Here is a 22,414-nt window from a genome sequence, read left to right as displayed (position 1 = left end):
GGGGCTCCACGGTGAAGACCTACCTCCTGCGCAGACTGATCCAGGCCCTGTTCGTCCTGTGGGCCGCCTACACGGTCTCGTTCGCGGTGCTGTATCTGCTGCCGGGCGACCCGGTGACCATCATGGCCGCGGGCGGCGGCGACGCCGGCTCCGCCACCCCCCAGCAGGTGGCCGAGCTGCGGACCCGCTACGGTCTGGACCGGCCGCTGCCCGAGCAGTACGCCACGCGCCTGTGGCACGCCGCGCACGGCGACTTCGGGACGTCGGTGCACGGGGGGCAGCCGGTCACCCGGCTGATCGCCGACGCCCTCCCGTCGACGTTGCAGCTCACGGCGGGCGCCCTGGTTCTGGCGCTGCCGCTGGGCGCCGCGATCGCCCTCCTCGGCACATACACACGGCGCCGCTGGCTGCGCCAGCTCGTCCTGTCCCTGCCGGCGGCCGGGGTGTCGGCGCCGACGTTCTGGGTGGGACTGCTCCTGGTCCAGCTGGTGTCGTTCCGCTGGGGCCTCGTCCCGGCGTACGGCAACGAGGGCGTGCGTTCGCTGGTCCTGCCCTCCGTGACCCTGGCGCTGCCCGCCGCCGGGCTGATCGCGCAGGTCTTCGCGCGCAGCCTGCGCAGCACGCTGGCCGAGCCCTATGTCGACACGGCGCGGGCCAAGGGCGCGGGCCGCGCCCGCGTGCACTTCGGGCACGCCGTGCGCGGCGCGCTGGCCCCGCCGCTGGCCGTGACCGGTGTGCTGGTGGGCGGGGTACTGGCGGGTTCGGTGGTGGTGGAGACCGTGTTCTCCCGTACCGGTGTCGGGCGGTTGACGGCGACGTCCGTGACCGCGCAGGACATCCCTGTCGTCCAGGGCCTCGTGGTACTGGGGGCCTGCGTGTACGTGGCGGTGAACCTCGTCGTGGATCTGCTCCATCCGCTGCTGGACCCGCGCGTCGCGTCCAGGATCCGGCCGGCGGCGGCCTCATGACCGGTCTCGTTACCGGCCCGGGAACGTCCGGCGGGGCCACCGAATCGCCGCCCCCGGCCCGGCGCCCCGCGACGCGCGGACGGCGCACCGCCCGCTTCTGGCCGGCGCGGCCGGGGCTCGCCCTGTCCGCGGTGCTGCTCGCCCTGGTGTTCGCGGCCGCGCTGTTCCCCGGGCTGCTGACCTCCGCCGACCCGCTGGCCGGCGTTCCCGCGCAGCGGTTGCGGCCGCCGAGCGGCGCCCACCTGTTCGGCACCGACCAGCTGGGGCGGGACCTGTTCGCGCGGGTGGTGCACGGCTGCTCCCTGACCCTTCGCGCCACCGGTCTCGCGGTGGCCGTGGGCTTGGTGGCGGGCTCGGTCCTGGGGCTGCTCGCCGGATATCTGGGCGGCCTCGTGGACGACACCCTGATGCGGCTGACCGACGTCCTGCTCGCCGTGCCGGGACTGCTGCTGTCCCTGGCGCTGGTGACCGCTCTCGGCTTCGGCACCGTCGAGGTCGCGATCGCTGTGGGCGTCACCAGTGTCGGCATGTTCGCCCGAGTCATGCGCGCCGAGGTCCTGCGCGTCGCCGGAACACCCTACGTGGAGGCCGCGCGGGCGGGTGGCGTGCGCTGGTACACGGTCCTGCTGCGCCACGTGGTGCCCAACGCGGCGGCGCCCGTCCTCGTGTACGCCGCCGTGGACTTCGGCGCGGTGGTGCTCCAGGTGTCCTCGCTGTCGTTCCTCGGCTACGGCGCCCGCCCGCCAGAGCCGGAGTGGGGGGCACTGGTCGCCGGGGGCCGCGACTATCTCGCCACGGCCTGGTGGCTGACCACTCTGCCCGGCCTCACCATCGCGGCCACCGTCCTGGCCGCCAACCGCATCGCCCGCGCCCTCGACGGCGAGGCACAGGAGGCACCATGACCACCCGCGACGACACGGACGCCGCCGGACCGGCCTGCCCCGCTCCCCTGCTGGACATCCGGGACCTGACCATCGCGTACGACACCCGGGCAGGCCCGGTGCCGGCGGTGCGCGGCATCGACCTCAGCGTGGGGCCGGGCGAGGTGCTGGCGCTGGTCGGCGAGTCCGGCTCCGGCAAGAGCACGACGGCGCAGGCAGTACTGGGGCTGCTGCCGCCCGGCGCACGGATCGAGCGGGGCACGGTTCGCTACGCCGGGACCGATCTCGTGGGCGCGCCCGAGCCCGTGCTGCGCGCCCTGCGGGGCGGCGCCATCGGCCTGGTCCCGCAGGATCCGATGGTGTCCCTCAACCCGGTGCAGCGGGTGGGCCGCCAGGTCGCGGAGGTGCTGCGCCTGCACGGACCGGCCCAGGACCGGAGTACGGCCCTGGAGCGGGCGGTCGAACTGCTCGAGGAGGCCGGCCTGGACCGGCCGTCGCACCGAGCCCGCCAGTACCCGCACGAACTGTCCGGCGGCATGCGACAGCGGGTCCTCATCGCGATCGCGCTGGCTGCGCGCCCACGCCTGATCGTGGCGGACGAGCCGACCAGCGCACTCGACGTCACCGTGCAGCGCACCGTCCTGGACCGCCTCGACGCCTTGACACGCCGCACGGGCACGGCCGTCCTGCTCATCACCCATGATCTCGGGGTCGCCGCGGACCGGGCCCGACGGATCGCGGTCATGTCGCAGGGATGCATCGTGGAGACCGGCGCCACGCAGGACGTCCTGGCGAACCCGCATCACCCTTACACACAGGAACTGTTGGCGTCGGCGCCCGCCTTCGCCAGGCGCCGGGCGACGATCGCTCTCCCACGCAGCCCCGTGCCGACGCGGCGGCCCGCCGAGCGGACGCCCGATCTCGTGGTCGCCGAGAACCTGGTCAAGGTGTTCGCCACGCGCCGGGCACGCACCGACGGCCCGCCGCAGCGTGCCGTCGACGGAGTGAGTCTGCGCATCGGGCGGGCCCGGACGCTGGCGCTGGTCGGTGAGTCCGGCTCGGGCAAGTCGACGACGGCCCGGATGCTGATGCGGCTGACCACCGCGACGGAGGGGCGGATCAGCTTCGACGGCACGGACGTCACACGGCTGCGCGGCCCGGCGCTGCGCGCCCTGCGCCGGCGGATGCAGATCGTCTACCAGAGCCCGTACACCTCGCTCGATCCGCGCATGGCGGTCGCCGACATCGTCGCGGAGCCGCTGCGCGCCTACCGCGTGGCGGACCGTCCCGAACGCGTGCGCCGGGTGGCGGCCCTGCTCGACCGGGTGCAGCTGCCGGCGTCGGTACTGCGTCGCCGTCCCTCGGAGCTGTCGGGCGGGCAGCGGCAGCGGGTGGCCATCGCGCGCGCCCTGGCTCTGCGGCCCGACCTCGTGGTGTGCGACGAGCCGGTCTCCGCGCTGGACGTGTCGGCGCAGTCCCGCATCCTCGACCTCCTCGCCGAACTGCAGCGTGAGGAGGGGCTCAGCTATCTGTTCATCTCGCACGACCTGGCCGTGGTGCGGCAGATCGCCCACCAGGTCGGCGTGATGCGGCACGGCCGGCTGATCGAGACAGGGCCCGTGGAGTCCGTCCTCACCTCCCCCACGCACCCGTGGACGCGGGAACTGCTCGCCGCCGTCCCGGGCAACGGCCTCTCAGTCGGGCGTCGCTGACAGTCCGGTGACGGCTTCGACGTGCCGCACCGTCACACGGTGCGGCACGTCCCCGCGCAGGGCGGTCGCCGCCGCGTAGCCGTCGGGGGCGGTCACGTCGCGCACGCTCCAGCCAGTCGGCCGGGCGGCGCGGTCGCCGTCGCCGAGGTAGTCGGCGCGCGGCGGGCGGGACAGGCCGGTTCCGAGCGCCTTGAGATACGCCTCCTTGCGTGCCCAGAGACGGCAGAACGCGGCGACGCGACTGTCTCCCGAGAGCCGCCCCACCTCCTCCCGCTCCGCCGGGTGCAGGCGCGGCAGGCAGGCCTCCACCGTGCCCGGTGGGCACCACCGCTGAACGTCGACACCCACGGCCCGTACGGCGACGGCGACGGCGACGAGACCGTGGCTGTGGGAGAGCGAGAACCGCGGCAGCGAAGCGTCACGCAGCACCGGGCGGCCGTGGGTCCCCTCGCGGGTGAAGCGGACGTCGGCCGGCTCCTGTCCGGTGTAGCGGGCCAGGACGGTGCGCAGCGCCACGTGCGCCTGTACGTACCTCCGCCGGCCGCCGGGGGTCGGAAAGCTCCGCGCGCGGCTCCGCTCGGCGTCGTCGAGGATCCCGTACCCGACAACGGGTTCCCGGACTGGACTGGACGACGCCTCGGACAGCAGCCAGAGCTCCACGACGCCCTTCCCCGGCAGGTCGTCCACGTCCTTCACCCCTTCCGGGTCGGTCACGGCCGCGCCCGCTGCTCCTCGGCCGGGACGGCCGGCCGCGCGCCGGCCTCCCGCGGCTCGCCGCGGCGGCCGACGGCCAGGGCCAGGGCACCCGCGGTAAAGGTGACCAGCCCGCCGGCCACGAACCCCACCCTCACTCCCCCGTACTCGATGACGCGGCCGAGCAGCAGGGCGCCCAACGGCGTCGATCCCTGGAGGATCAGGGTGTACAGGGCCAGGACCCGGCCACGGAACTCGGGCGCGCTGCCCAGCTGGACGCGGTGGTTGGCGGCCTGCACGAAGTAGATCGACGCGCCGCCGGTCAGGAACAGCACGACGACGGCGACCGGAAACGAGGAGGCCCGGCCCACGCCCGTCTCCAGGACGCCGAAGACCACGGCCGCACCGGCCACGAGCCGCGCCGACGGGCGTGCGCGGCGTCCGGTCGCCACCAGCGCCGCTACCAGTGACCCCGCCGCGAACACCGTGGTCAGCAGCCCGAAGGACGCCGCGTCGGCGTGGTACACCGACTTCGCCAGCAGGGGCAGCGTCAGCTGGAAATTGAGCCCGAACAGCGCCACGGCCGCGAGCAGGGCCAACGGGACGAGGAGATCGGTACGTCCCCCTACGTACCGCAGACCGTCCACGATCCGGGCCCGGTCGCCTCCGCCCGGTTCGCGCCACAGCTCGGCGGGACGCATCAGGCGCAGCCCGAGGACCGTCGCGACGTAGCTGACGGCATTCACGAGCATCACCCAGCCGATGCCCACGGCCGTGATGAGCAGCCCGGACAGGGCGGGCCCGGCAATGCGGGCCACATTGAAGTAGGCGGCGCTCAAGGCCGAGGCGTTGGGCAGCAGCTGTGGTCCGACGAGTTCGCCGACGAAGGCCATGCGCGTCGGCACCTCGACCGCATTGACCACTCCCAGGCCGCAGGCGAAAAGGTAGACGTGCCACAGCCGGGCCCCGCCCGACAGCGTCAGCAGCGCCAGCGGCAGGGCGAGGGCCCCGGAGACGAGGTTGGTGAGGGTCAGCAGCGCGCGCTTGTCGTGGCGGTCCGCGAGCCGTCCGCCGTACAGCGTGAAGAGCAGAAGCGGCGTGAACTGCAGGGCGGTCACCGTGGCCAGCGCGCTCGCGGAGTCGTCGGTCAGGGCGAGGACGAGCCAGTCCTGAGCGACGACCATCATCCAGGTGCCGGCCACCGACACGACCTGGCCGAGGGCGAAGAGCCGGAAGTTGCGCACGCGCAGCGCACGGAAGGGGTCGCTCACGGGGGCCCGTCCCGGACGGCACGGGAGGCTTCCCGGCACTCCTCCAGGAAGGCAAGGACCCGCAGGTGGTAGGCGCGCGCCGCCCAGCCGAGGCTGATGTTGTGCCCTGCCCGCGGCAGCCGGTCGACGACGACCCGCGGCGCTTGTGTCAGCGTGTCGACGAGGTCGGCGACGTCCTCGGGGGCGTGCCGCCACCACGCCTCGTGCTCGGCGAAGGTGAACCGGACCGGAACGCGCACGCGCGGCAGCACGTCCGCGGACACGTCCGCCCAGTCGGCCACGGAGTCCGCCTCCCGCCGTGGCATGGGGGACACGACGGAGGCACTGGCGCGGAACGTGTCCGGTGGATAGAGGTGCAGCGGCCCCCAGTTCAGCCGCGGCGACCCGGTCCCGGAGCGCTGCCCGGCCCGTTCGGGCGGCACGGCGAGACGATGCCCCACTCCCGAGACCTCCACGCCGAGCAGGGCGCGGGGCGGCCGGTACGCGGCCACGGCGAGCGCCAGTTTGCCGCCGAAGGAGTGACCCAGCAGCAGGGTCCCGGCGTGCCCGGCGTGCCGGTCGGCGAGTTCCTCCACGGCGGCGGCCACGGGGCCGACCTGTTCGGTCACGGTCAGGCCGTCGCGCCTGCGCCGGGCATGCGGTCCGTATCCCGGCCGGTCCAGGGCGAGCACGGTGTAACCGAGCCGGGCCCCCAAGGCCAGGAGGGACACGTCCGGGTGAGCCTGCCCGTCGAAGTAGCCGGCACTCATGCCTCCGCCGTGCAGCGCGACGACGAGGGCACGCGACGGCCCGTCCGACGGCTCGCCGAGCAGTCCCGTCACGGGTTCGCACTCGGCGTTGAGGGTGATGCGCCGTACTCCCGGCGACATGCCGGCCGGTGGGGAGACCGCGGCGGCGGGGGGCTCGGGCGACGTGCCCGTCGCCCCGGGCGTCGTGGTGTGCGGATGCGCCATGATCAGGCCTTGTTCCTTCGGACAGCGACTTCGCCAGGGTCGGCGATGAGCACCTTGCGCACGAGAGCTTCCGCCCGTGTCGGCGACATGCCGATCGTCGCTCGTCCATCGTCCGTTCGGCGCGCTGAACGCGGCAAGGCCGGCCGTTGCAGGACTTGGACAAGTCCGCAAGGTCGGCTTCAAGACAGCGCAAAGACTGCAACACCCGGGCGAAAAGCAGGTGCGAGGAGCCCCGGGGGCCGCTCCCGCGCCTCCTTGTCCCACCATACGGAACGGCTGTTGGTGCCGCGCCGCGGCTGCTGTAGAAATAGCCCCATGAATCACGAGCCCTTGGTGCGACGCCTGGTCATCGACCTGTGCCGACGCCCGGCTTCGTGTTGTCGCTGAACCCGCGTCCCTGACGCTTTCCGCCGGCCGTCGGTCTCGCCCACGCCGGTGACGTACCGCCCCGCGTTTCGTGACGGGGCTGTTCTCTCCACCCTGACCTGATCTCGTTCAGGGCTGTTCACCTACGTCGGCTCCTGCATCGGCAGCTTGTTCCGACGTCCGTTGGAGGCCGCCCCATGCCCCCTGCCCTGCCCCTGCAAGAAGCCGGTACCGGCAAGGTGCCGGTACCGCGTCGTCCCCGCGCCCGGGCCCGGGTGCCTCGTGTCGCCTTGCCGTTCGGTTCGTTCCTGCTGTTCCTCGTCCTGTGGCAGGTGCTGGCTGCGAGCGGTACGTGGAGCCGGACGCTGGTCCCACCCCCTGCCGATGTGTGGGACGCCTTCCTCGAGGTGTCCACCACGCACGACGGCGTACGGGGCTACAACGGCACCTATCTCGTCGAGCACCTGGGCATCAGCCTGCGACGCATCGCGTTCGGGGCCGGTCTGGGCATCGCCACCGGAGTGGTGTTCGGGCTGCTCATGGGCACCGTCGGCTGGGTGCGCTCGCTCTTCGAGCCCTGGATCACCTTCCTGCGCACCCTGCCGCCGCTGGCGTACTTCTCGCTCCTCATCATCTGGCTGGGTATCAACGAGGAGCCGAAGGTCACCCTGTTGGCCGTGGCCGCCTTCCCGCCGGTGGCGGTGTCCACCACCACGGCCGTGGCCGCCGTGCCGAGGGCCCTGGTCGAGGCGGCCCGCGCCCTCGGGGCCTCCCGATGGGACGTGGTCAAGGACGTCCTCGTCCCCTCCGCCCTTCCGGAGACGCTCACCGGCATCCGGCTGGCCGTCGGCGTGGCCTACTCCTCGCTCGTCGCCGCCGAGTTGGTCAACGGGCTGCCCGGCATCGGCGGCATGGTCAAGGACGCCGCCAACTACAACAACACCCCGGTCGTGCTCGTCGGCATCATCGCCATCGGCGTCTCCGGCCTGGTCATCGACGGTCTGCTGCTGCGGCTGGAACGCGCCGTCGTTCCCTGGCGCGGCCGCGTGTGACCGGACCGCCCCCTCACCTCCCCTTCTTCGCCCCTTGCACAGAAACGGCCCCCGTCATGCCCCGTGTCCCCCAAGGCCCCTCCCGTCGGCTGCTGCTCGCCGGCGCCCTTGCCGTCGCCTCCGCGGCCGTCACCGGCTGCTCGTCGGACGACGATGACTCGGCCGGCGGTGCCAAGAGACTGCGCATCGGCTACTTCGCCTTCCCCAGCGGCGACCTGATCGTCAAGAACAGAAAGCTGCTCGAGAAGGCGCTGCCCGGCTACAAGATCACCTGGATCAAGTTCGACTCCGGGGCCAGTGTCAACCAGGCCTTCCTCGGCAAGTCCCTCGACATAGCCGCCCTCGGGTCGAGCCCCTTCGCCCGGGGAGTGTCCGGAGCCTCGCCGATCCCGTACAAGGTCGCGTGGATCCTCGACGTGGCCGGTGAGAACGAGGCACTCGTCGCCCGCAAGGAAACCGGCGTCTCGGACGTCGCCGGCCTCAAGGGCAGAACCGTCGCCACGCCCTTCGCCTCGACCTCGCACTACAGCCTGCTCGCGGCGCTGGAGACGGCCGGCCTGAAGACCTCGGACGTCAAGCTCATCGACCTGCAGCCGCAGGCGATCCTCGCCGCATGGCAGCGCGGCGACATCGACGCCGCCTACGTCTGGCTGCCGACCCTGGACGAACTGCGCAAGACCGGTACCCAGCTCACCAGCAGCAAGGTGATCGGCACCGCGGGCAAGCCGACCCTGGACCTGGCCGTGGTGTCGGATGACCTGATCACCAGGGACCCGAAGGCGATCGACGCCTGGCGGAAGGCCGAGGCCGAGGCGCTGCGGCTGCTCAAGTCCGACCCCGACGGATCCGTGAAGGCCGTCTCGGCCGAACTCGGCATCAGCACGGCGGACGCCGAGGCGCAGCTCGCCCAGGGCGTGTTCCTCTCCCCGGAACAGGTGACCTCCGCCGACTGGCTGGGCACCGACGGCAGCCCGGGCAAGCTGCTGTCCTACGTCACCGACACCGCGGCGTTCCTGGCCGGTCAGAAGCAGATCGACGCCACGCCGTCCGCGGAGGCCGTGCGCAAGGCCTTCTACCTCGAAGGGCTGCCCGATGTCCTCAAGTGAGACCACGACGGCCACCGAGAGCGCCACGACCGCACTCGACGGCACCGTCCGGCTCGACCACGTCGTCCACCGGTACGGCCGGGGCGGCGAGGACGTCACCGCCGTGGGGCCCGTGGACCTGACCGTCCCCGCCGGCGAGTTCCTCGTCCTGGTGGGTCCTTCGGGGTGCGGCAAGAGCACGCTGCTCCGCCTGATCGCCGGATTCGAGCGGCCGACCAGCGGCACCGTACGGGTGTCGCGCGCCGAACCTCGGCCCGGTGCGGCGGCCGGCGTGGTCTTCCAGACACCACGGCTGTTTCCGTGGCGGACCGTCGGGGGCAACATCGATCTCGCCCTGCGGTACGCCGGTGTCGACCGTGCCCTCCGGCCCGCGCGACGGGCCCGGTTGCTGACCCGGGTCGGTCTGGACGGCACGGAGAACCGGCGCACCTGGGAGATCTCCGGCGGCCAGCAGCAGCGCGTCGCGATCGCCCGTGCTCTGGCCGCCGAGAACCCCCTCCTCCTGCTCGACGAGCCGTTCGCGGCGCTGGACGCGCTGACCCGGGAACGGCTCCAGGAGGACGTCCGCCGGGTGGCCACGCAGACCGGGCGGACCACGGTGTTCGTGACGCACTCGGCCGACGAGGCGGTGTTCCTCGGCTCACGCATCGTCGTGCTGACCAAGGGACCGGGGACCGTGGCCCTGGACCTGCCGATCGACCTGCCGCGCGGCGACATCGACGCCGAGGAGCTGCGCGAGTCACGGGAGTTCGCCGAGCTGCGGACACGGGTCTCGCACGCCGTGAAGACCGCCGCGGCGGGCTGACCGCCGTATCCACGCCAGGAATCGAAGAAAGGACACACACGTGAGCATCCTCAGCGTCCGCCCTGAGACCGACCAGGTGCCGATCACCCCGCTCGGCCCGAGCTTCGGCGCCGAGATCCGCGGCATCGACCTCGGCAGCCTCGACGACGACCAGGTCCTCGCGCTCCGCGCAGCACTCGTACGGCACAAAGTACTGTTCGTCCGCGGCCAGGACGGCCTGGACGACGCCGCGCAGATCGAGTTCGGCAGGCGCCTGGGCGAGGTCACCGTCGGCCACCCGGTCCACGACTCCGGCGACGTGGCACCGGAGGTGTACAGCCTGGACAGTCAGGACAACGGGTTCGCCGACGTGTGGCACACGGACGTGACGTTCGTGCGCCGGCCACCCGCGATCTCCGTGCTCCGGGCCGTGGTGCTGCCGCCCTCCGGCGGTGACACCAACTGGGCCGACAGCCAGCTCGCCTACGAGTCGCTGTCACCGGGTCTGCGGGCGTACGTCGACACGCTGACCGCCGTCCACGACGGCAGCCGCGAGTTCGGCTACTACCTGGCCCAGCGCCGGCAGGGCCGGGGAAACCTCTGGGAGGGCGAGGTGTTCAGCGAACTGGTGCCGGTCGAACACCCGGTGGTACGGGTGCACCCCGAGAGCGGGCGCAAGGGTCTGTTCGTGAACCCCGGCTTCACCTCGCACATCGTCGGCGTCTCCGAGCACGAGAGCCGGGGCATCCTCGACATCCTCTACGCCCACCTCACCAAGCCGGAGCACGTCGTACGCCACCGCTGGCAGCCGGGTGACGTCGCCTTGTGGGACAACCGCAGCACCGCCCACTACGCCAACCGCGACTACGGAGACCAGCACCGCGTCATGCACCGCATCACCCTGCGCGGGGACACCCCCGTCGGCCCCGCCGCCGCTGCCCGCTGACCCGCGCCGCGGCCCGGCGTGCGAGCTCCGCGTCTCACACCTGCGCGAGCGCCGTTCGCAGGGCCGACGGGGTGGCGGCCGCCCACGCCTGCGGTGAGCAGGAGTGGGGGTACGGGACCGGTCCGGCGGTGGCCGAGCGGTCGTAGCCCGCGAGGACCTCGGGCAAGCGGTAGGAATCAGGTCAGCGCGGGCGAGCTGCTCCAGCTCATCCGCAGCGGCCGCGCGAACACCCGCGCCGACCTCCAGCGTGCCACCGGACTCTCCCGTTCCACCGTCGGGCAACGCCTCGACCTGCTCAACCGGGCCGGCTGGCTGCGCCACACCACCGGCACCTCCACCGGCGGCCGGCCGAGCGACCGGATCGAGTTCGACCCCGGCCACGCATCTGTCGTCGCGGTGGACCTGGAGACCCGGCACGCCCGCGTTGCGGTACTGGACCTCGCGGGTACCGTCCTGGCCGAGCGCACCGGGGACCTCGACATCGCCCAAGACATCGGGCACATCCGCCTGCATGATCACCCCGACGCCCTGTGCATGTGCGGCTCGTACGGCTGTCTGGCGGCCGTGGCCAGCGGCGGCGCGTTGGCGCGGGCGTTGTCCGAACAGGGCCTGCCGACGGCCTCCGGATCCGACGTGAGGCGCCTGCTCGCTGAGGGGAACCCCGAGGTGATCCGACTCGCCCAGCAGGCCGGACACCTGGTCGGCGCCGTGCTGGCGACCGTCGTCACCCTCCTGAACCCGGGCGTCCTCATGATCGCCGGAGACCTCGCCGGCGTTCCGTTCACGACCGGCGTGCGCGAGCTGCTCTACCAGCGGGCCATGCCGCGCACCACCGCCAACCTCAGCATCGTCTCCTCGCAACTCGGCGACCGGGCCGGCCTCATGGGCGCCGCCGCCATGGTCGTGAGGTTGCTCTACTCCCCCGAGCACGCCGACGACCGCCTCCGCCGGCTGTCCCCGTGACTGCCGCGCCACCGAGAGAAGGAAGGAAGCACCCGTGACGACCGATCCTCCGCCCTGGCCCCACCGACCCGTCGAGGTCGGGCTCGTGGGCGCCGGCCCGTGGGCGCGGGCCATGCACGCCCGCGTCCTCGCCGCCGGCCCCGAGACGCGGCTGGCCGCCGTCTGGGCCCGCCGCGTCGACGCGGCGCGGCAGACCGCGGCACCCCACGCGGCGCAGGTCGCGGCCGACTTCGGCGAGTTGCTGGACCACTGCGAGGCCGTGGCCTTCGCGGTGCCACCCGCCGTCCAGGCCGAGTTGGCGCCCTTGGCGGCGAAGGCGGGCAAGGCAGTACTCCTGGAAAAGCCGCTCGGGCCCGACCTGGAATCCGCCCGGCGCGTGGCGGACGCCGTCGCCGAGGCAGGCGTGGTCTCCCAGTTCGTCCTCACCAAGCGATACCACCCCACCACCCGCGCTTTTCTCGACGCCGCACGCACCGTAGACGTCTCGGGTGCTCGCTCCTGCTACCTCCACGGAGCCCTCCTCGGCGGCGAGATGGCCACCGGCTGGCGTCTCGAACACGGCGCCCTGCTCGACCTCGGCCCGCATCTGATCGACCTCCTCGACACGGCGGTCGGCCCCATCACCGGCATCCGCGCCACCGGCGACCCGCGCCGGTGGATCGAGCTGACGTGCGAACACGCCAACGGTGCCGTGAGCCAGGCGTCGCTCTCCGGGTCCGTCAACGTGGAACGAACCATGACTCGCGTCGAACTGTTCGGCCCCGGGCAGCCCTTGGTCTACGACACGGCCGAGATCGACCACGAGGACTGCTGGCCCGTCCTGCGCCGCGAGTTCGCGACCGCCGTCCGCACCCGGACGTCCGCCGAACTCGACGCCCAGTACGGACTGCGTCTGCAGGAACTCCTGGACGGCATCCGCTTCGATGTCAGCGGCTTTCGATGACGACCTTCTCGATCACGACGTCCTGCACGGGGCGGTCGTTGCGGGGGTTGGTCTCCGTGGTGCCGATGGCGTCGACGACCTTCTGGGCGGCGGCGTCGGTGACCTCGCCGAAGATGGTGTGCTTGCCGGTGAGCCAGGTGGTCGGACCGAGAGTGATGAAGAACTGGGAGCCGTTGGTCCCGGGGCCGGCATTGGCCATGGCCAGCAGATAGGGCTTGGTGAAGGCCAGGTCCGGGTGGAACTCGTCGGCGAACTTGTAGCCGGGCCCGCCCGTCCCGTTACCCAGCGGATCCCCGCCCTGGATCATGAAGCCCTCGATGACCCGGTGGAAGACGGTGCCGTCGTACAGCGGTTCGTTGCTGGGCTGTCCGGTGTTCGGGTCGATCCACTGGCGTTCGCCCGTGGCGAGTTCCACGAAGTTCTTGACGGTCTTGGGGGCGTGGTCCGGCAACAGCCGGATCGAGATGTCGCCCTTGTTGGTCTTCAAGGTCGCATGCAGCTCTTCCGCCATGGTGGGATCCTTCGGTGCATGGGGTACTGGCCCGTCCAGTCTCCCGGCCGGTTGGACGCATCCAGGGGCGGCGACACGGCGTCTCACCCGCACGAGTGGGCCGCGGCGCGACCTCCTCGAGCCCGACGGCCGGGCTTCGCTGAGGCAGCCAGTGGAGCCAGGTGCTCGATGTCCGCGTACGACCGATGCCGGGACTCGCGCAGGAGGCTCGCCGCCCGCCTGCTCAGCGCAGCAGCGCGTCGAGGAACGGGCCGGAGACCACGTGATAGGGGTCGAGCCGGTCGAGGATCGCGACCGCCTCGTCCCAGCCCGGGCCGCCCCCGGCGCGCAGGGAGGCGGGGACGGCGCGCGTGAGGACGTCCGGGTCGGACCACGCGGCGGTGTCGGTGTAGGCCCAGCCCTTGGACCACTCCGCACGGACCGTCGCCCGGTCCCCGTCCATGGCCAGGAGAAACTGCTCGATCTCCCGGTAGAAGCGGTGCAGCGCGGGTGTCGTCGGCAGGGAGAGGATGTCGATCCACACGGCGGTGTCGACGTCCGGCCGGTCCGGACGCGGCCGCAGGGCGGACAGCAGGGGTGGCCGGGCGCCGGCGACGCCGCACACCGACGGGTCCTCCAGTCCGGTCACCCGGATCTCCACCTGCCCGTTGACCGGGAACTCACCGCGTGCCGCGTACTGAGCGAGCAACGTGCGGTAGAAGTCGGCGAACTGGCTGACCACCCATTGCAGATCGGCACGGCGGGTGAGGACGGCATAGCCGTTGGCCGTCTCGCGCAGCGTGGTGGGCCGCACGTACTCCAGCAGGTTGCGGGAGGCTCCCCACAGGTCCGAGCGCAGCCCGCCCGCCAGCAGGTGGGTGAGCACGTCGCCGGTGAGCACGTCCCGCACGAGGGTTCCCGAGAGCAGGACGTCGGTGATGTCGCCGGTCAACGCGACCTTGGCCAGGAGGTACTGGACCTGCCCGAAGAGCGGGGCGCTCGCCCAGGCTCCCGAGACCAGGGTTCCGGCGAGCCGGGCCACCGGCTCGGGAAGCGAGTCGGAGAACGGGTAGTTGTACGGCCCGTCGACCGCACGGGCGGCGAACGGCCGGTCGGGGGTGACGCTCCAGACCTTCAGCCAGGGCTTGTCCGTGAACGCGAACCAGATCGCCTCCGCCCGGCCCGTCCTGTCCACGAAACCGGCCAGCGTCCGCGTGCCGGCCGGGGCACCGGGGGCGGCGAACAGTTCGGTGGCGGGGATGTCCAGGAAGGACCGGCAGCGCAGGTTGTGGTCGGTGCCCATCCTCAGCACGGCCTCGGTGACGAGCGACCGGCCGAGGTGGGTCAGGAGCGCGTCGCAGTCGGGCTCGGCCCGGCCGACCGTGCGCAGGACGTACCGGTCGGCGTCGCCGTCCCAGACGACCGCGGTCAGCTCGGTGACCAGATTGCTCAACGAGCCGTAACCGTGGCCGGGCGACGGGTTCTCGCCGGTGGCGGGGACGGCCGTACCGTGCGCGCCGATGGCCAGCGCGCCGCCGACCGACAGTTCCCCGGGCGCCGGCGCGGAGACGACCCCGTAGCCGTGCGCGCCGGCGAACGCGAGGAGTCTCTCCAGCAGGGCCCCGGCCTGGACCCGGACCAGGGCCGACCCGTCGGCGTTCTGCCGCTCGATCGACATCCCGGTGAGGTGGGCGGTGGTGTCCACCAGGACGACCCTGGCCGCTGCGGGTGTGCCGTCGGCCACCGTGAGCGGAGCCCAGCCGTGCCGCTTCCCCTGGGCGCGTACCGTCCAGCCGGCACCGTAGGCCCAGTTGACGACGGCGAGCACGTCCTGCGGGGTCCGCGGCGCGCACGTCCACAACTGGTCGGCGCGGATTTCACCGGCCCAGTTCTCGTAGACGCGCCGGTACACGTCGAGCCCGGCCGGGAAGCCGGGCGGCGACGGCACGTCGGCGTAGGCGCTGCCCGGCCGGACCACCCCGCGCAGCAGCCAGGCCGCGCCGCCCGCGGCGGCTGACGACGCGAGCAACCTGCGCCGTGACAGCCCGCCACCCTGAACCGAAGAGTCGTCCGTCATCCCCGAGTACCTCCTCCAGCTCCGTCCCGCCCCGAACGGCCCTGCGGGGCCGGCCGAGCACGCACGCTAACCAGCGATCAGGAGCCGGGTAGTCATATGGTCGTTCGATCTACGCGATCGAGTGAAAGACTCGCGAATCGCCCCCATCCGGAACCCCATCCGGCATGCGGCTTCCGGTGGCCGTGGACGCAAGGTGCGTCGACGTCCCGGGACCGCTTAACCTCTGCTGGTCCGTCCCAGCCCGGGCCGGTTCGAGGGAGGGGCGTTCATGCGGCAGCGGACAGTGGGCGGCCGGCTGAGAGTCGCGGCCTGGGTACTGGTGCCACTCGGGCTGGTCCTGGCACTGGGAAGCATCGGCTACTTCTTCACGAACTACCGAGGCGTCACCGTCATGAGCCAGGCGATGGAGCCCACTTACCGGCAGGGCGAGCGGCTGGTCGTCGAGCACATCGACACGGGCGAGATTCGCAGAGGTGATGTCGTACTCGTCCGCGTGCCCGGGCGCTATCAGGGCGCACCGGTCCTGCAGCGCGTCATCGGGCTGGGTGGCGACCACGTGGTGTCCGACGGGGCTCGGATCACGGTGGACGGCGAGCCGATCGACGAGCCGTATGTGATGCCCGGCGAAGTGAACCCGGGAACCGGTCCGTACGACGTGCGGGTGCCGGACGGACGGTTGTTCCTGCTGGGCGACCACCGGGGGAACTCCAACGACTCGCGGTACTTCCTCGACGAGCAGTCGGGCAGCGTCGCGGCGTCCGGGGTACTCGGGCGAGTGCGGACCGGTTTCGCTGTGCCGGCGACTCTGGGGGCGCTCGGGGTACTCGGGTTCGTGCTTGCCCTGGTCGGGGTCGGTCTGGGCATCAGGGGACACACGGCCGGGCGCAATGCCCGGCGGCCGCTCCCGGCTGTGCCGCCGTGGCCCGTGGCGTAGGAGAACGCAGACAGTACGCGTCCGCCGAGTCGCTGAGCATCCGCGAGGTCGCCGAGCGGACCGGACTGAGCGTGCATGCCCTGCGCTGCTACGAGCGCGAGGGCCTGCTCGTCGGTCCGGTCCGGCGCACGTCGGGCGGAGGCGGCGCCACACCTCCTCCGAGGCAGAACGACTGCATCCGCTCGACGCCCATCGTGGCGCGTCGGCGCACGGATTCAGGCGCTCGGGCACTGGGACCCGACCGCCTGGAGCAGGATCAGCGACAGGGAGTCAGCCGCACCGGATCTCCCCGGTGCTGAGGCGGTAGGTCACCCCGCCCCGGACCAGCGAGCCGCTCAGGTGGATGCACTGACCGGTCGCGTCGAACCAGGTGTAGAGCGGCCCCGCGTAGTAGTGGTAGTTCTGCGGGTGCTCCGGGGGCGGGTCGGCGGCGTAGTCGCCGCTCTCGTCGTGGATGTACAGCGTGATGTGCGATGCCAGGCCGTCGTAGGGGCTGGACCAGAACTTCGCGCAGTTGCGCTTGGTCGAGGCGTTCCAGTAGGTGCGCGCGTAGCCGCCCCCGTTGCGCCCCGAGGGGCTCTTGGCCCAGTACGTCTTGCCGTCCCAGCTGCCACTGCACTCGACGGCCGCGGCGGCGGCCTGCGCCCCGGCCGGTGCCGCCTGCGCGGTGGGCGCGGCCACCGAGCCGAGCAGCAGCGCCATGACACCGAGGCCCAGCAGCTGTGTTCTCCGTAGACGCTTCATCCGCAACTCCTGTGGTGAGATGTCGCCGATCCGGCACATGCCGGGATGCACACGAAATGCTCCGCTTGCCGCGGGGCCGGCACCCGGCCTTTCACGAAATCTCCGCCGGATCACGTCGGCGGGGCCGTGCCAGGGCCGCAGCAGGCGAACTGCTGGTCCGACGGATGTCCGGTGGTCGAACCCAGTCACGACCGTCGAGCCACCCGGCCGGACACTCCTCAGCCTCGGGGGCTCGTCCGGCCTAACTGCGATAGCGGCAGGGACAGGTCGCGGCGAGGGTGGGAAAGGCTCGGCGTTCCGCCGGCCGTGACCCTCTGGGCGAAGGAGCACTCTCAATGTCCGGACGCAACACCGTCATCCGCAGCCTGCACGACGTGGGCCTCGCGGCATGGTTCGGGGGCTCCCTGATGGGCGCGATCGGCCTGAACGGGGCGGCAGAGAACGAGGGCGCCACGGTCGCCGCCCGAGCTCGGATCGCCTCGGTGGGATGGTCGAAGTGGGTTCCGGTCAATGCCGCGGCGATCGGCGCGCACCTGTTCGGCGGGGGCGGACTGCTCGTCACCAACGCCCACCGGGTCACCTCGCAGAAGGGCGTGGCCGCCTCCACCACGGCCAAGACGGCCGTCACCGCGGCAGCCCTGGCCGCGACGGCCTACGCCCGTGTCCTCGGCAAGAAGCTCGAGCTGGCCTCCTCCCCCGCCCCCGAGGACAGCGAGAAGGCCGCGCGCCACCCAATCGACATCGACAAGGCCCGGCGGCACCTGGCCTGCGCGCAGTGGACCGTCCCGGCTCTGACCGGATGCCTGGTCGTACTCAACGCCCTCCACGGCGAGCAGCAGCGTCCCTTGGCACAACTGCACGGGATGTGGGAGCACGCCCGCTCCGTCACACGACTCTCGTGATCGTCCTCGCCCACGGCAGTGCGTACGAACGACCGGGCCCAGGTCACCAGGGCGCGGTCGCACCCACCGCACGGCGAACCGAGGACCGGCGCCGCCGCTGAACCGGTCGGCCCGCGCGAGGTGTGGGTTCCGCCGATGCAGGAAACCTGCTGCTCATGAGATGGCTGGCTGCGGTGCGCGACGGTGATCGCCGTGTGACGAGGAGGGTGGCGGCCGGTGCTTCGCCCGGCGTCCACCGGATGCTGTCGGTGGTGGAGGAGGCCGCGGAGGGCACCAAACTGTGGTGCGGCGCCGCCGTGGCGATGGCGTGGCTGGGCGGTGCCCGAGGCCGCACGGCCGCCGCCGCGGGCCTGGCGGCTGTCGCGGTGGCGCAATTGGTGTCCAACGGCCTGTGCAAGCAGTTGGCCGACCGTTCCCGGCCGCCGAAGGAGTGGATCCCCCACGACGAGGTCGAGGACCGCCCCGATTCGTCGTCCTTCCCGTCCGGACACACGGCTGCCGCAGTGGGTTTCACCGCCGCGGTGGCGCCGTCATGGCCACTCGCCGGCGCTCTGTGCGCGGTGCCGGCCGCGCTGGTGGCGGTGGAACGGGTGCAGTCCGGTGCTCATTACCCCAGCGACGTCGCCGCGGGCGCCGCGATCGGCCTGGCGGGCGCCTGGCTGACCCGGCGGTCCCCGCGGCTGCTGCTCCGGCTCTGGCCGTAGCCGCCCGCGACCCTGTCCCCGGCGCAGCAAACGGGCCCTATGGGTTTTCGTATGCGAGCCGACCGGCGATTGCGATCACGGCCACCCCACCACTGGCCTTCAGCAACCGGATACCGCGTCTTCTCCCCAGGAACGAGGTCCGCATGGATCCGGCGGCACAGACCCAGGTGGTCGACTGCTGCCCGCGTGCCGCTTCGCGGCCTTCTGTGCCGGGGTCTCCTGGTCTCGTCCGGCCGGCCGCGTTCGCGGGAGCGTGCCCTTTCACGGTTGACGCTCACCTCTGCGCTCCTCAAGCTGGTGGGAGGGGCTGCTGGAAGGGGCCGCGGCCGTGGCTGGCAAAAACAGTGGACTTCCCCGACTGCTGACCGCAGCGGAGACCGCGGCGCCGGCGGACGCCGTAGACGTGATCGCGGAAGACCTCCGCCGCCGCTTCCACGCCACGAAAGTCTCCTTCCTCATCGTGGACCTGACAGGAAGAGCGGTGGCACGGCTGTCCACCACCGCGGCGGAGAACGAGCGGGAGGCGGAGCGGATGCCCCTGCTCGGCAGCGTCTACGAGAAGGTGATCCGCACCCAGCGGCTGTATCAGGAGACGACCGGCCGGCAGCAGCGGGTGATCGTGCCGGTCACCAACCGGGGGGATGCGATCGGGCTGCTGGAACTGCTCCTGCCCACACACCCGGGCGAGGACGTCCTCGACGTGATCGGGGAGGCCGCCCACATCCTGGCTTACGTCGTGATCGCCAATGGGCGCTTCACCGATCTCTACACCTGGGGCAAACGCTCCAAGCCTCCCACGCTGGCGGCTGAGATCCAGTACCAGCTGCTGCCCCCGTCCCTGTCGTGCGAGGCCGCACAGTTCACCGTGTGCGGGAACCTGGAGCCCGCCGAGGACCTCAGCGGTGACTCCTTCGACTACATCGTCGACCGCGACACGCTGCACATGTCGGTGACCGACCCCATGGGCCACGACCTCGATGCCGCCCTGGCCGCCACGGTCCTCGTGGGCGCCCTCCGCGGCGCCCGACGGGCGGGCGCCGACCTGGCCGAACAGGCCCACCGGGCCGACCAGGCACTGATCGCCCACGGCCACGGCCACGCCACCGGGCAGCTGCTACGCATCAATCTCCACACCGGGCGAGCCCGGCTCGTCAACGCCGGTCACCCCTGGCCGCTGCGCATGCGCGAGGGGGCCGTGGAGGCGATCACCTGCAAGGTGGACCATCCCTTCGGGCTGTCCGAGCTGACGCTCCACCCGTACCGCGTGCAGGCCCTCGATGTGCGGCCCGGTGACCGTCTGCTCCTGTTCACCGACGGCATGCTCGAACGCCACGGCGAGAAGGTCGACCTGCCGGCCCTGCTGAAGTCCACCCGCGGCCTGCACCCGCGGGAGACCACGCTGGCGCTGACGTCCGCCGTCCGGGACGCCGCCGATGGCCGGCTCGAAGACGATGCCACCGTGGTGTGTCTGGACTGGCACGGCCCGCAGGAGACCCAGCGGCACGTCAGCTCCGGCGCGGACACCCGTCAAGCCTCAGCCGAGCGTACGCAGCAGCAGCGGTGACGAGTGTGCTGTGACGGCGTCGACGATGGCGTCGGCAGTACGGGCGAGCGGCACCTCGACGGACTTCAGGCGCTGCTCGTCAGCGACAACCCCTCAGGCCCGCGCTGTCGGCGCTCCCGTCCGGTGTGCCGCAAGCGGCTGGACCGGGCCCCTCGGCGTGGTCGGTGTCCGGGTCGGCAACACCGCCCAGGCGGCACGCGCGGCCGTCCCGGGGGCGCGGACGAGGTCGAGTGACGCGGGACAGCCCCCAGCTCCGCATCATCGACTCAAGCGGCCAGTGTCTCGTCCGCCTGGGAGACGTTCGTCCGGCCGGCGTACTGCTCAAGCAGTGTGTCCGCCGTGAGCAAAGCCTGCTCGACGGTACGGGCCCCGGTCATCACACACAGCGTGTATGTGGTGTCTTCGAGAGCCCTGCTGGTGGAACCGGTGGGACGCACGTCGTGTTCGATGCGTGCCTGAGCGAACCGGGCCAGCACCGCGCGCAGCTCCTTCTCCGCCGGAAGGATCATGGTGATACCTCTCCCCTCACAAACCCCTCCCCCTGGCCGGCCGCCGCGAGGAAGTGACTGTCTCCTTGGCATCCGAAGCCCCCGGTTCACGCCCGGGCAGCGTCAAGCAGAACGTCGAATGCCCGCCATCGGAAGGTTCACGCCCCCGTGCTCAGGGCGGTGAGCACAAGGCGTCTTAACAAGCAGCGGCCTCTTCCACTGTCTCTCGCACCTTCAGGACCGTGTCCACTCCGGTGAGTTCCAGGAGCCGGATCAGCTGCTGCGTCGGCGCGGCCACACGGAAGTCGGTCGCCTGACGGGTGAGGATCAGCAGATTCAGCAGCGTCGAGTCCGCGAAGGTGATGCCGGAGGCGTCCAGAACCACCTTCGGATGCTCCTTGGCGGCGGTGTCCAGCGCGTCCGCCAGGGGCGTGATCGAGTTCATGTCGTAGGCGCCTCGTGCGCCGACGACCCAGGCACCGCACCACTCGTACTGCACCACCATGGTCTGGTCCATGGCCTGCAGCCGACTCCCGTGGGTGTCGCTCGAGCGACCTGTGACCGCTTCATCCGTAGACACCTGCGGGACCCTCCTGCGTCTCCCCCGCCAAATACTGTCATCTGTTGCGCGAAAAGTATGTCATGCATTAGACGTCAGGCAAAGACGGTCCCTAAAATGCTGAGCATGGTTGAAGTGCCTGGATCTCACACCGGATGGACGTTCGTCACGAACCACGCGCGCGTGCTGGCGGCCATCGCCGACAACCCGAACATCCGGATCCGCGACATCGCCGCCCACTGCCGGCTCACCGAGCGCGCCGTCCAGCGGATCATCGCCGACCTCGAGCAGGACGGCTACCTCTCCCACACCCGCGACGGGCGCACGAACACCTACCGCATCGATCCGGAGAAGGTGCTGCGTCACCCGGCGGAGGCAGGTCTGACGGTGGCCGCACTGCTCTCCCTGCTCGTGCAGGACGAGACCGACCGCGCAAGAAGGCCCGGCAGCCCCTTCTCCCGCCTTGCCGGTACCAACGGCCGACCGTAGAAGCAGATCAGGCGCCGATCACGGCGTCCGCCTTCAACCAGCGCAACCAGCCGTGGCAGCGGAAGGGGAGGAGTCGTTACGACCTCCCCAGGTGTCGCGGCCCCTTCCGGCCTGCACGCGACCATTCCCCTGGACGGCCCCCGCTCCTCCCCTCCTGCCACCGCCGTAACGCGATCCTCCGGCCCCACGGCCACGGACCGCGAAGGCCGCTCAGCCCGACTACGAAGCCCGGAAGACGGTTGTGCCGACCGCGTCGGTGACCTGCCGCGGCGCCAGAAGCAGAGTGCGGCGCTCAGTCCCCCCGTGGCTCAAAATGCGACGACGGCTTCCCCCGGCTCATCACGGACACCCTTCCTCCGACGGAACGACCCTCCGCGTTGTACCGGCCTTCCCGCACCCGCCGCGGCCCGGGACGGACGGACCTCCCCCGCGCGGATGAGGACAGTCACCGAAGGAACGATCAACACCGCACGGAAAACCGTGCCGCGGGCCGGGACGGCGTCCCGGATCCCGGGAGACACGGAGCATGCTTGCCAGGTGTCCCGCTCACGAGCATTCACCGCCGGCCCGGGCCGGGTTTCTGTCCGGCTCGCAGGAAAACGCCATGCTGAGCGGATTCACCGAAGGGTGTGGCTCAACCCCTGTTCAGTCGTCTCGCCGTGGCGGGCAGACGCCGCGCCCGGGGGCTGCGTCTCAACTATCCCGAAACCATGGCCCTGCTGACCGTTCACGTCTTCGAGGCAGCACACGACGGCAAAACGGTCAGCGATATCCCAGCACACGGCGTACGGGAACCCGGTGCCGGGCTGGGACGGCCCGGCCGGC

Annotated in this window: 22 protein-coding genes and 1 pseudogene; 15 read left to right on the top strand and 8 right to left on the bottom strand. The window is 71.8% G+C overall.

The annotated features are described in order from the left end of the window. Positions 1–11 precede the first annotated feature (11 nt). From IEZ05_RS09645 to IEZ05_RS09635, 3 genes are read left to right on the top strand one after another with little or no spacing between them, the layout of a single operon-like run. Positions 12–968 carry an ABC transporter permease gene (locus IEZ05_RS09645; protein WP_189229830.1) on the top strand — a complete coding sequence of 319 codons (957 nt, stop codon included), beginning with the start codon at positions 12–14 and terminating at the stop codon, positions 966–968. After that, positions 965–1,870, top strand: a complete 906-nt coding sequence (locus tag IEZ05_RS09640) for an ABC transporter permease (protein ID WP_189229591.1) — start codon at positions 965–967, stop codon at positions 1,868–1,870. The genes IEZ05_RS09645 and IEZ05_RS09640 overlap by 4 nt, the downstream gene beginning before the upstream one ends. Beyond that, a complete protein-coding gene (locus IEZ05_RS09635) occupies positions 1,867–3,561 on the top strand; it encodes a dipeptide ABC transporter ATP-binding protein (protein ID WP_189229590.1) in 1,695 nt (564 codons plus the stop codon). Before IEZ05_RS09640 ends, IEZ05_RS09635 begins: the two co-directional genes overlap by 4 nt. Here the strand turns inward: IEZ05_RS09635 and IEZ05_RS09630 are convergent. From IEZ05_RS09630 to IEZ05_RS09620, 3 genes are read right to left on the bottom strand one after another with little or no spacing between them, the layout of a single operon-like run. Further along, positions 3,544–4,275 carry a 4'-phosphopantetheinyl transferase family protein gene (locus IEZ05_RS09630; protein ID WP_229869632.1) on the bottom strand — a complete coding sequence of 244 codons (732 nt, stop codon included), beginning with the start codon at positions 4,273–4,275 and terminating at the stop codon, positions 3,544–3,546. The two genes, IEZ05_RS09635 and IEZ05_RS09630, sit on opposite strands and share 18 nt — an antisense overlap. Continuing rightward, positions 4,272–5,525 carry an MFS transporter gene (locus IEZ05_RS09625; RefSeq protein ID WP_189229589.1) on the bottom strand — a complete coding sequence of 418 codons (1,254 nt, stop codon included), beginning with the start codon at positions 5,523–5,525 and terminating at the stop codon, positions 4,272–4,274. Before IEZ05_RS09625 ends, IEZ05_RS09630 begins: the two co-directional genes overlap by 4 nt. Continuing rightward, a complete protein-coding gene (locus tag IEZ05_RS09620) occupies positions 5,522–6,394 on the bottom strand; it encodes an alpha/beta hydrolase (protein WP_189229828.1) in 873 nt (290 codons plus the stop codon). The genes IEZ05_RS09625 and IEZ05_RS09620 overlap by 4 nt, the downstream gene beginning before the upstream one ends. Before the next feature lie 647 nt (positions 6,395–7,041). Here IEZ05_RS09620 and IEZ05_RS09615 point away from each other — a divergent pair. From IEZ05_RS09615 to IEZ05_RS09590, 6 genes are all read left to right on the top strand, one after another. Beyond that, positions 7,042–7,896 carry an ABC transporter permease gene (locus IEZ05_RS09615; protein ID WP_189229588.1) on the top strand — a complete coding sequence of 285 codons (855 nt, stop codon included), beginning with the start codon at positions 7,042–7,044 and terminating at the stop codon, positions 7,894–7,896. A 56-nt stretch (positions 7,897–7,952) separates the two neighbouring features. Next, a complete protein-coding gene (locus tag IEZ05_RS09610) occupies positions 7,953–9,002 on the top strand; it encodes a taurine ABC transporter substrate-binding protein (RefSeq protein WP_189229587.1) in 1,050 nt (349 codons plus the stop codon). Beyond that, complete coding sequence (locus IEZ05_RS09605) at positions 8,989–9,807, top strand: ABC transporter ATP-binding protein (protein WP_189229586.1); 819 nt, start codon at positions 8,989–8,991, stop codon at positions 9,805–9,807. The genes IEZ05_RS09610 and IEZ05_RS09605 overlap by 14 nt, the downstream gene beginning before the upstream one ends. A gap of 40 nt (positions 9,808–9,847) precedes the next feature. Continuing rightward, positions 9,848–10,732, top strand: coding sequence for a TauD/TfdA dioxygenase family protein (locus IEZ05_RS09600; RefSeq protein WP_189229585.1), 885 nt, complete (start codon positions 9,848–9,850; stop codon positions 10,730–10,732). Positions 10,733–10,927: 195 nt separating this feature from the next. After that, complete coding sequence (locus tag IEZ05_RS09595) at positions 10,928–11,695, top strand: ROK family transcriptional regulator (RefSeq protein ID WP_229869669.1); 768 nt, start codon at positions 10,928–10,930, stop codon at positions 11,693–11,695. 34 nt (positions 11,696–11,729) lie between these two features. Next, positions 11,730–12,638, top strand: a complete 909-nt coding sequence (locus tag IEZ05_RS09590; RefSeq protein WP_189229583.1) for a Gfo/Idh/MocA family protein — start codon at positions 11,730–11,732, stop codon at positions 12,636–12,638. Here IEZ05_RS09590 and IEZ05_RS09585 read toward each other — a convergent pair. Both IEZ05_RS09585 and IEZ05_RS09580 read right to left on the bottom strand, forming a co-directional pair. Beyond that, positions 12,622–13,149 (bottom strand): peptidylprolyl isomerase, encoded by a 528-nt coding sequence (locus tag IEZ05_RS09585; protein WP_189229582.1) that lies wholly within the window; start codon positions 13,147–13,149, stop codon positions 12,622–12,624. The genes IEZ05_RS09590 and IEZ05_RS09585 overlap by 17 nt on opposite strands. A 223-nt stretch (positions 13,150–13,372) precedes the next feature. After that, a complete protein-coding gene (locus tag IEZ05_RS09580) occupies positions 13,373–15,205 on the bottom strand; it encodes a cholesterol oxidase substrate-binding domain-containing protein (protein WP_189229581.1) in 1,833 nt (610 codons plus the stop codon). Between the two features lie 268 nt (positions 15,206–15,473). Here IEZ05_RS09580 and lepB point away from each other — a divergent pair, with 268 nt between their 5' ends. Both lepB and IEZ05_RS09570 read left to right on the top strand, forming a co-directional pair. After that, complete coding sequence (gene lepB, locus IEZ05_RS09575; protein WP_189229580.1) at positions 15,474–16,139, top strand: signal peptidase I; 666 nt, start codon at positions 15,474–15,476, stop codon at positions 16,137–16,139. Further along, positions 16,124–16,279, top strand: a pseudogene (locus tag IEZ05_RS09570) (MerR family DNA-binding transcriptional regulator); the annotation flags it as partial. The gene lepB and the pseudogene IEZ05_RS09570, both read left to right, overlap by 16 nt. A 130-nt stretch (positions 16,280–16,409) precedes the next feature. Here IEZ05_RS09570 and IEZ05_RS09565 read toward each other — a convergent pair. Next, a complete protein-coding gene (locus tag IEZ05_RS09565) occupies positions 16,410–16,883 on the bottom strand; it encodes a hypothetical protein (protein ID WP_229869631.1) in 474 nt (157 codons plus the stop codon). Positions 16,884–17,218: 335 nt separating this feature from the next. Here IEZ05_RS09565 and IEZ05_RS09560 point away from each other — a divergent pair, with 335 nt between their 5' ends. From IEZ05_RS09560 to IEZ05_RS09550, 3 genes are all read left to right on the top strand, one after another. Next, the gene (locus IEZ05_RS09560; protein WP_189229579.1) at positions 17,219–17,785 is read left to right on the top strand and encodes a hypothetical protein; all 567 of its coding nucleotides are present in this window, start codon (positions 17,219–17,221) and stop codon (positions 17,783–17,785) included. A 155-nt stretch (positions 17,786–17,940) separates the two neighbouring features. Continuing rightward, positions 17,941–18,489 (top strand): phosphatase PAP2 family protein, encoded by a 549-nt coding sequence (locus IEZ05_RS09555; RefSeq protein ID WP_189229578.1) that lies wholly within the window; start codon positions 17,941–17,943, stop codon positions 18,487–18,489. A 328-nt stretch (positions 18,490–18,817) separates the two neighbouring features. Continuing rightward, positions 18,818–20,053, top strand: coding sequence for a PP2C family protein-serine/threonine phosphatase (locus IEZ05_RS09550; RefSeq protein ID WP_189229577.1), 1,236 nt, complete (start codon positions 18,818–18,820; stop codon positions 20,051–20,053). Positions 20,054–20,319: 266 nt separating this feature from the next. Here IEZ05_RS09550 and IEZ05_RS09545 read toward each other — a convergent pair whose 3' ends face one another. After that, the gene (locus IEZ05_RS09545; protein ID WP_189229576.1) at positions 20,320–20,562 is read right to left on the bottom strand and encodes a DUF5133 domain-containing protein; all 243 of its coding nucleotides are present in this window, start codon (positions 20,560–20,562) and stop codon (positions 20,320–20,322) included. A 175-nt stretch (positions 20,563–20,737) separates the two neighbouring features. Beyond that, positions 20,738–21,058, bottom strand: a complete 321-nt coding sequence (locus IEZ05_RS09540) for an STAS domain-containing protein (protein ID WP_189229575.1) — start codon at positions 21,056–21,058, stop codon at positions 20,738–20,740. Between the two features lie 168 nt (positions 21,059–21,226). On the opposite strand from IEZ05_RS09540, the gene IEZ05_RS09535 reads away from it, so the two are divergent. Continuing rightward, positions 21,227–21,589: a helix-turn-helix transcriptional regulator gene (locus IEZ05_RS09535; RefSeq protein ID WP_189229574.1), complete on the top strand. Its 363-nt coding sequence runs from the start codon at positions 21,227–21,229 to the stop codon at positions 21,587–21,589. Positions 21,590–22,414: the final 825 nt, after the last annotated feature.

Origin of the sequence: Streptomyces flaveolus (assembly GCF_014648815.1) — a bacterium.
In the GTDB taxonomy this organism is placed as follows: Bacteria; Actinomycetota; Actinomycetes; order Streptomycetales; family Streptomycetaceae; genus Streptomyces; species Streptomyces flaveolus.
This window is presented reverse-complemented; position numbering and strand designations above follow the sequence as displayed.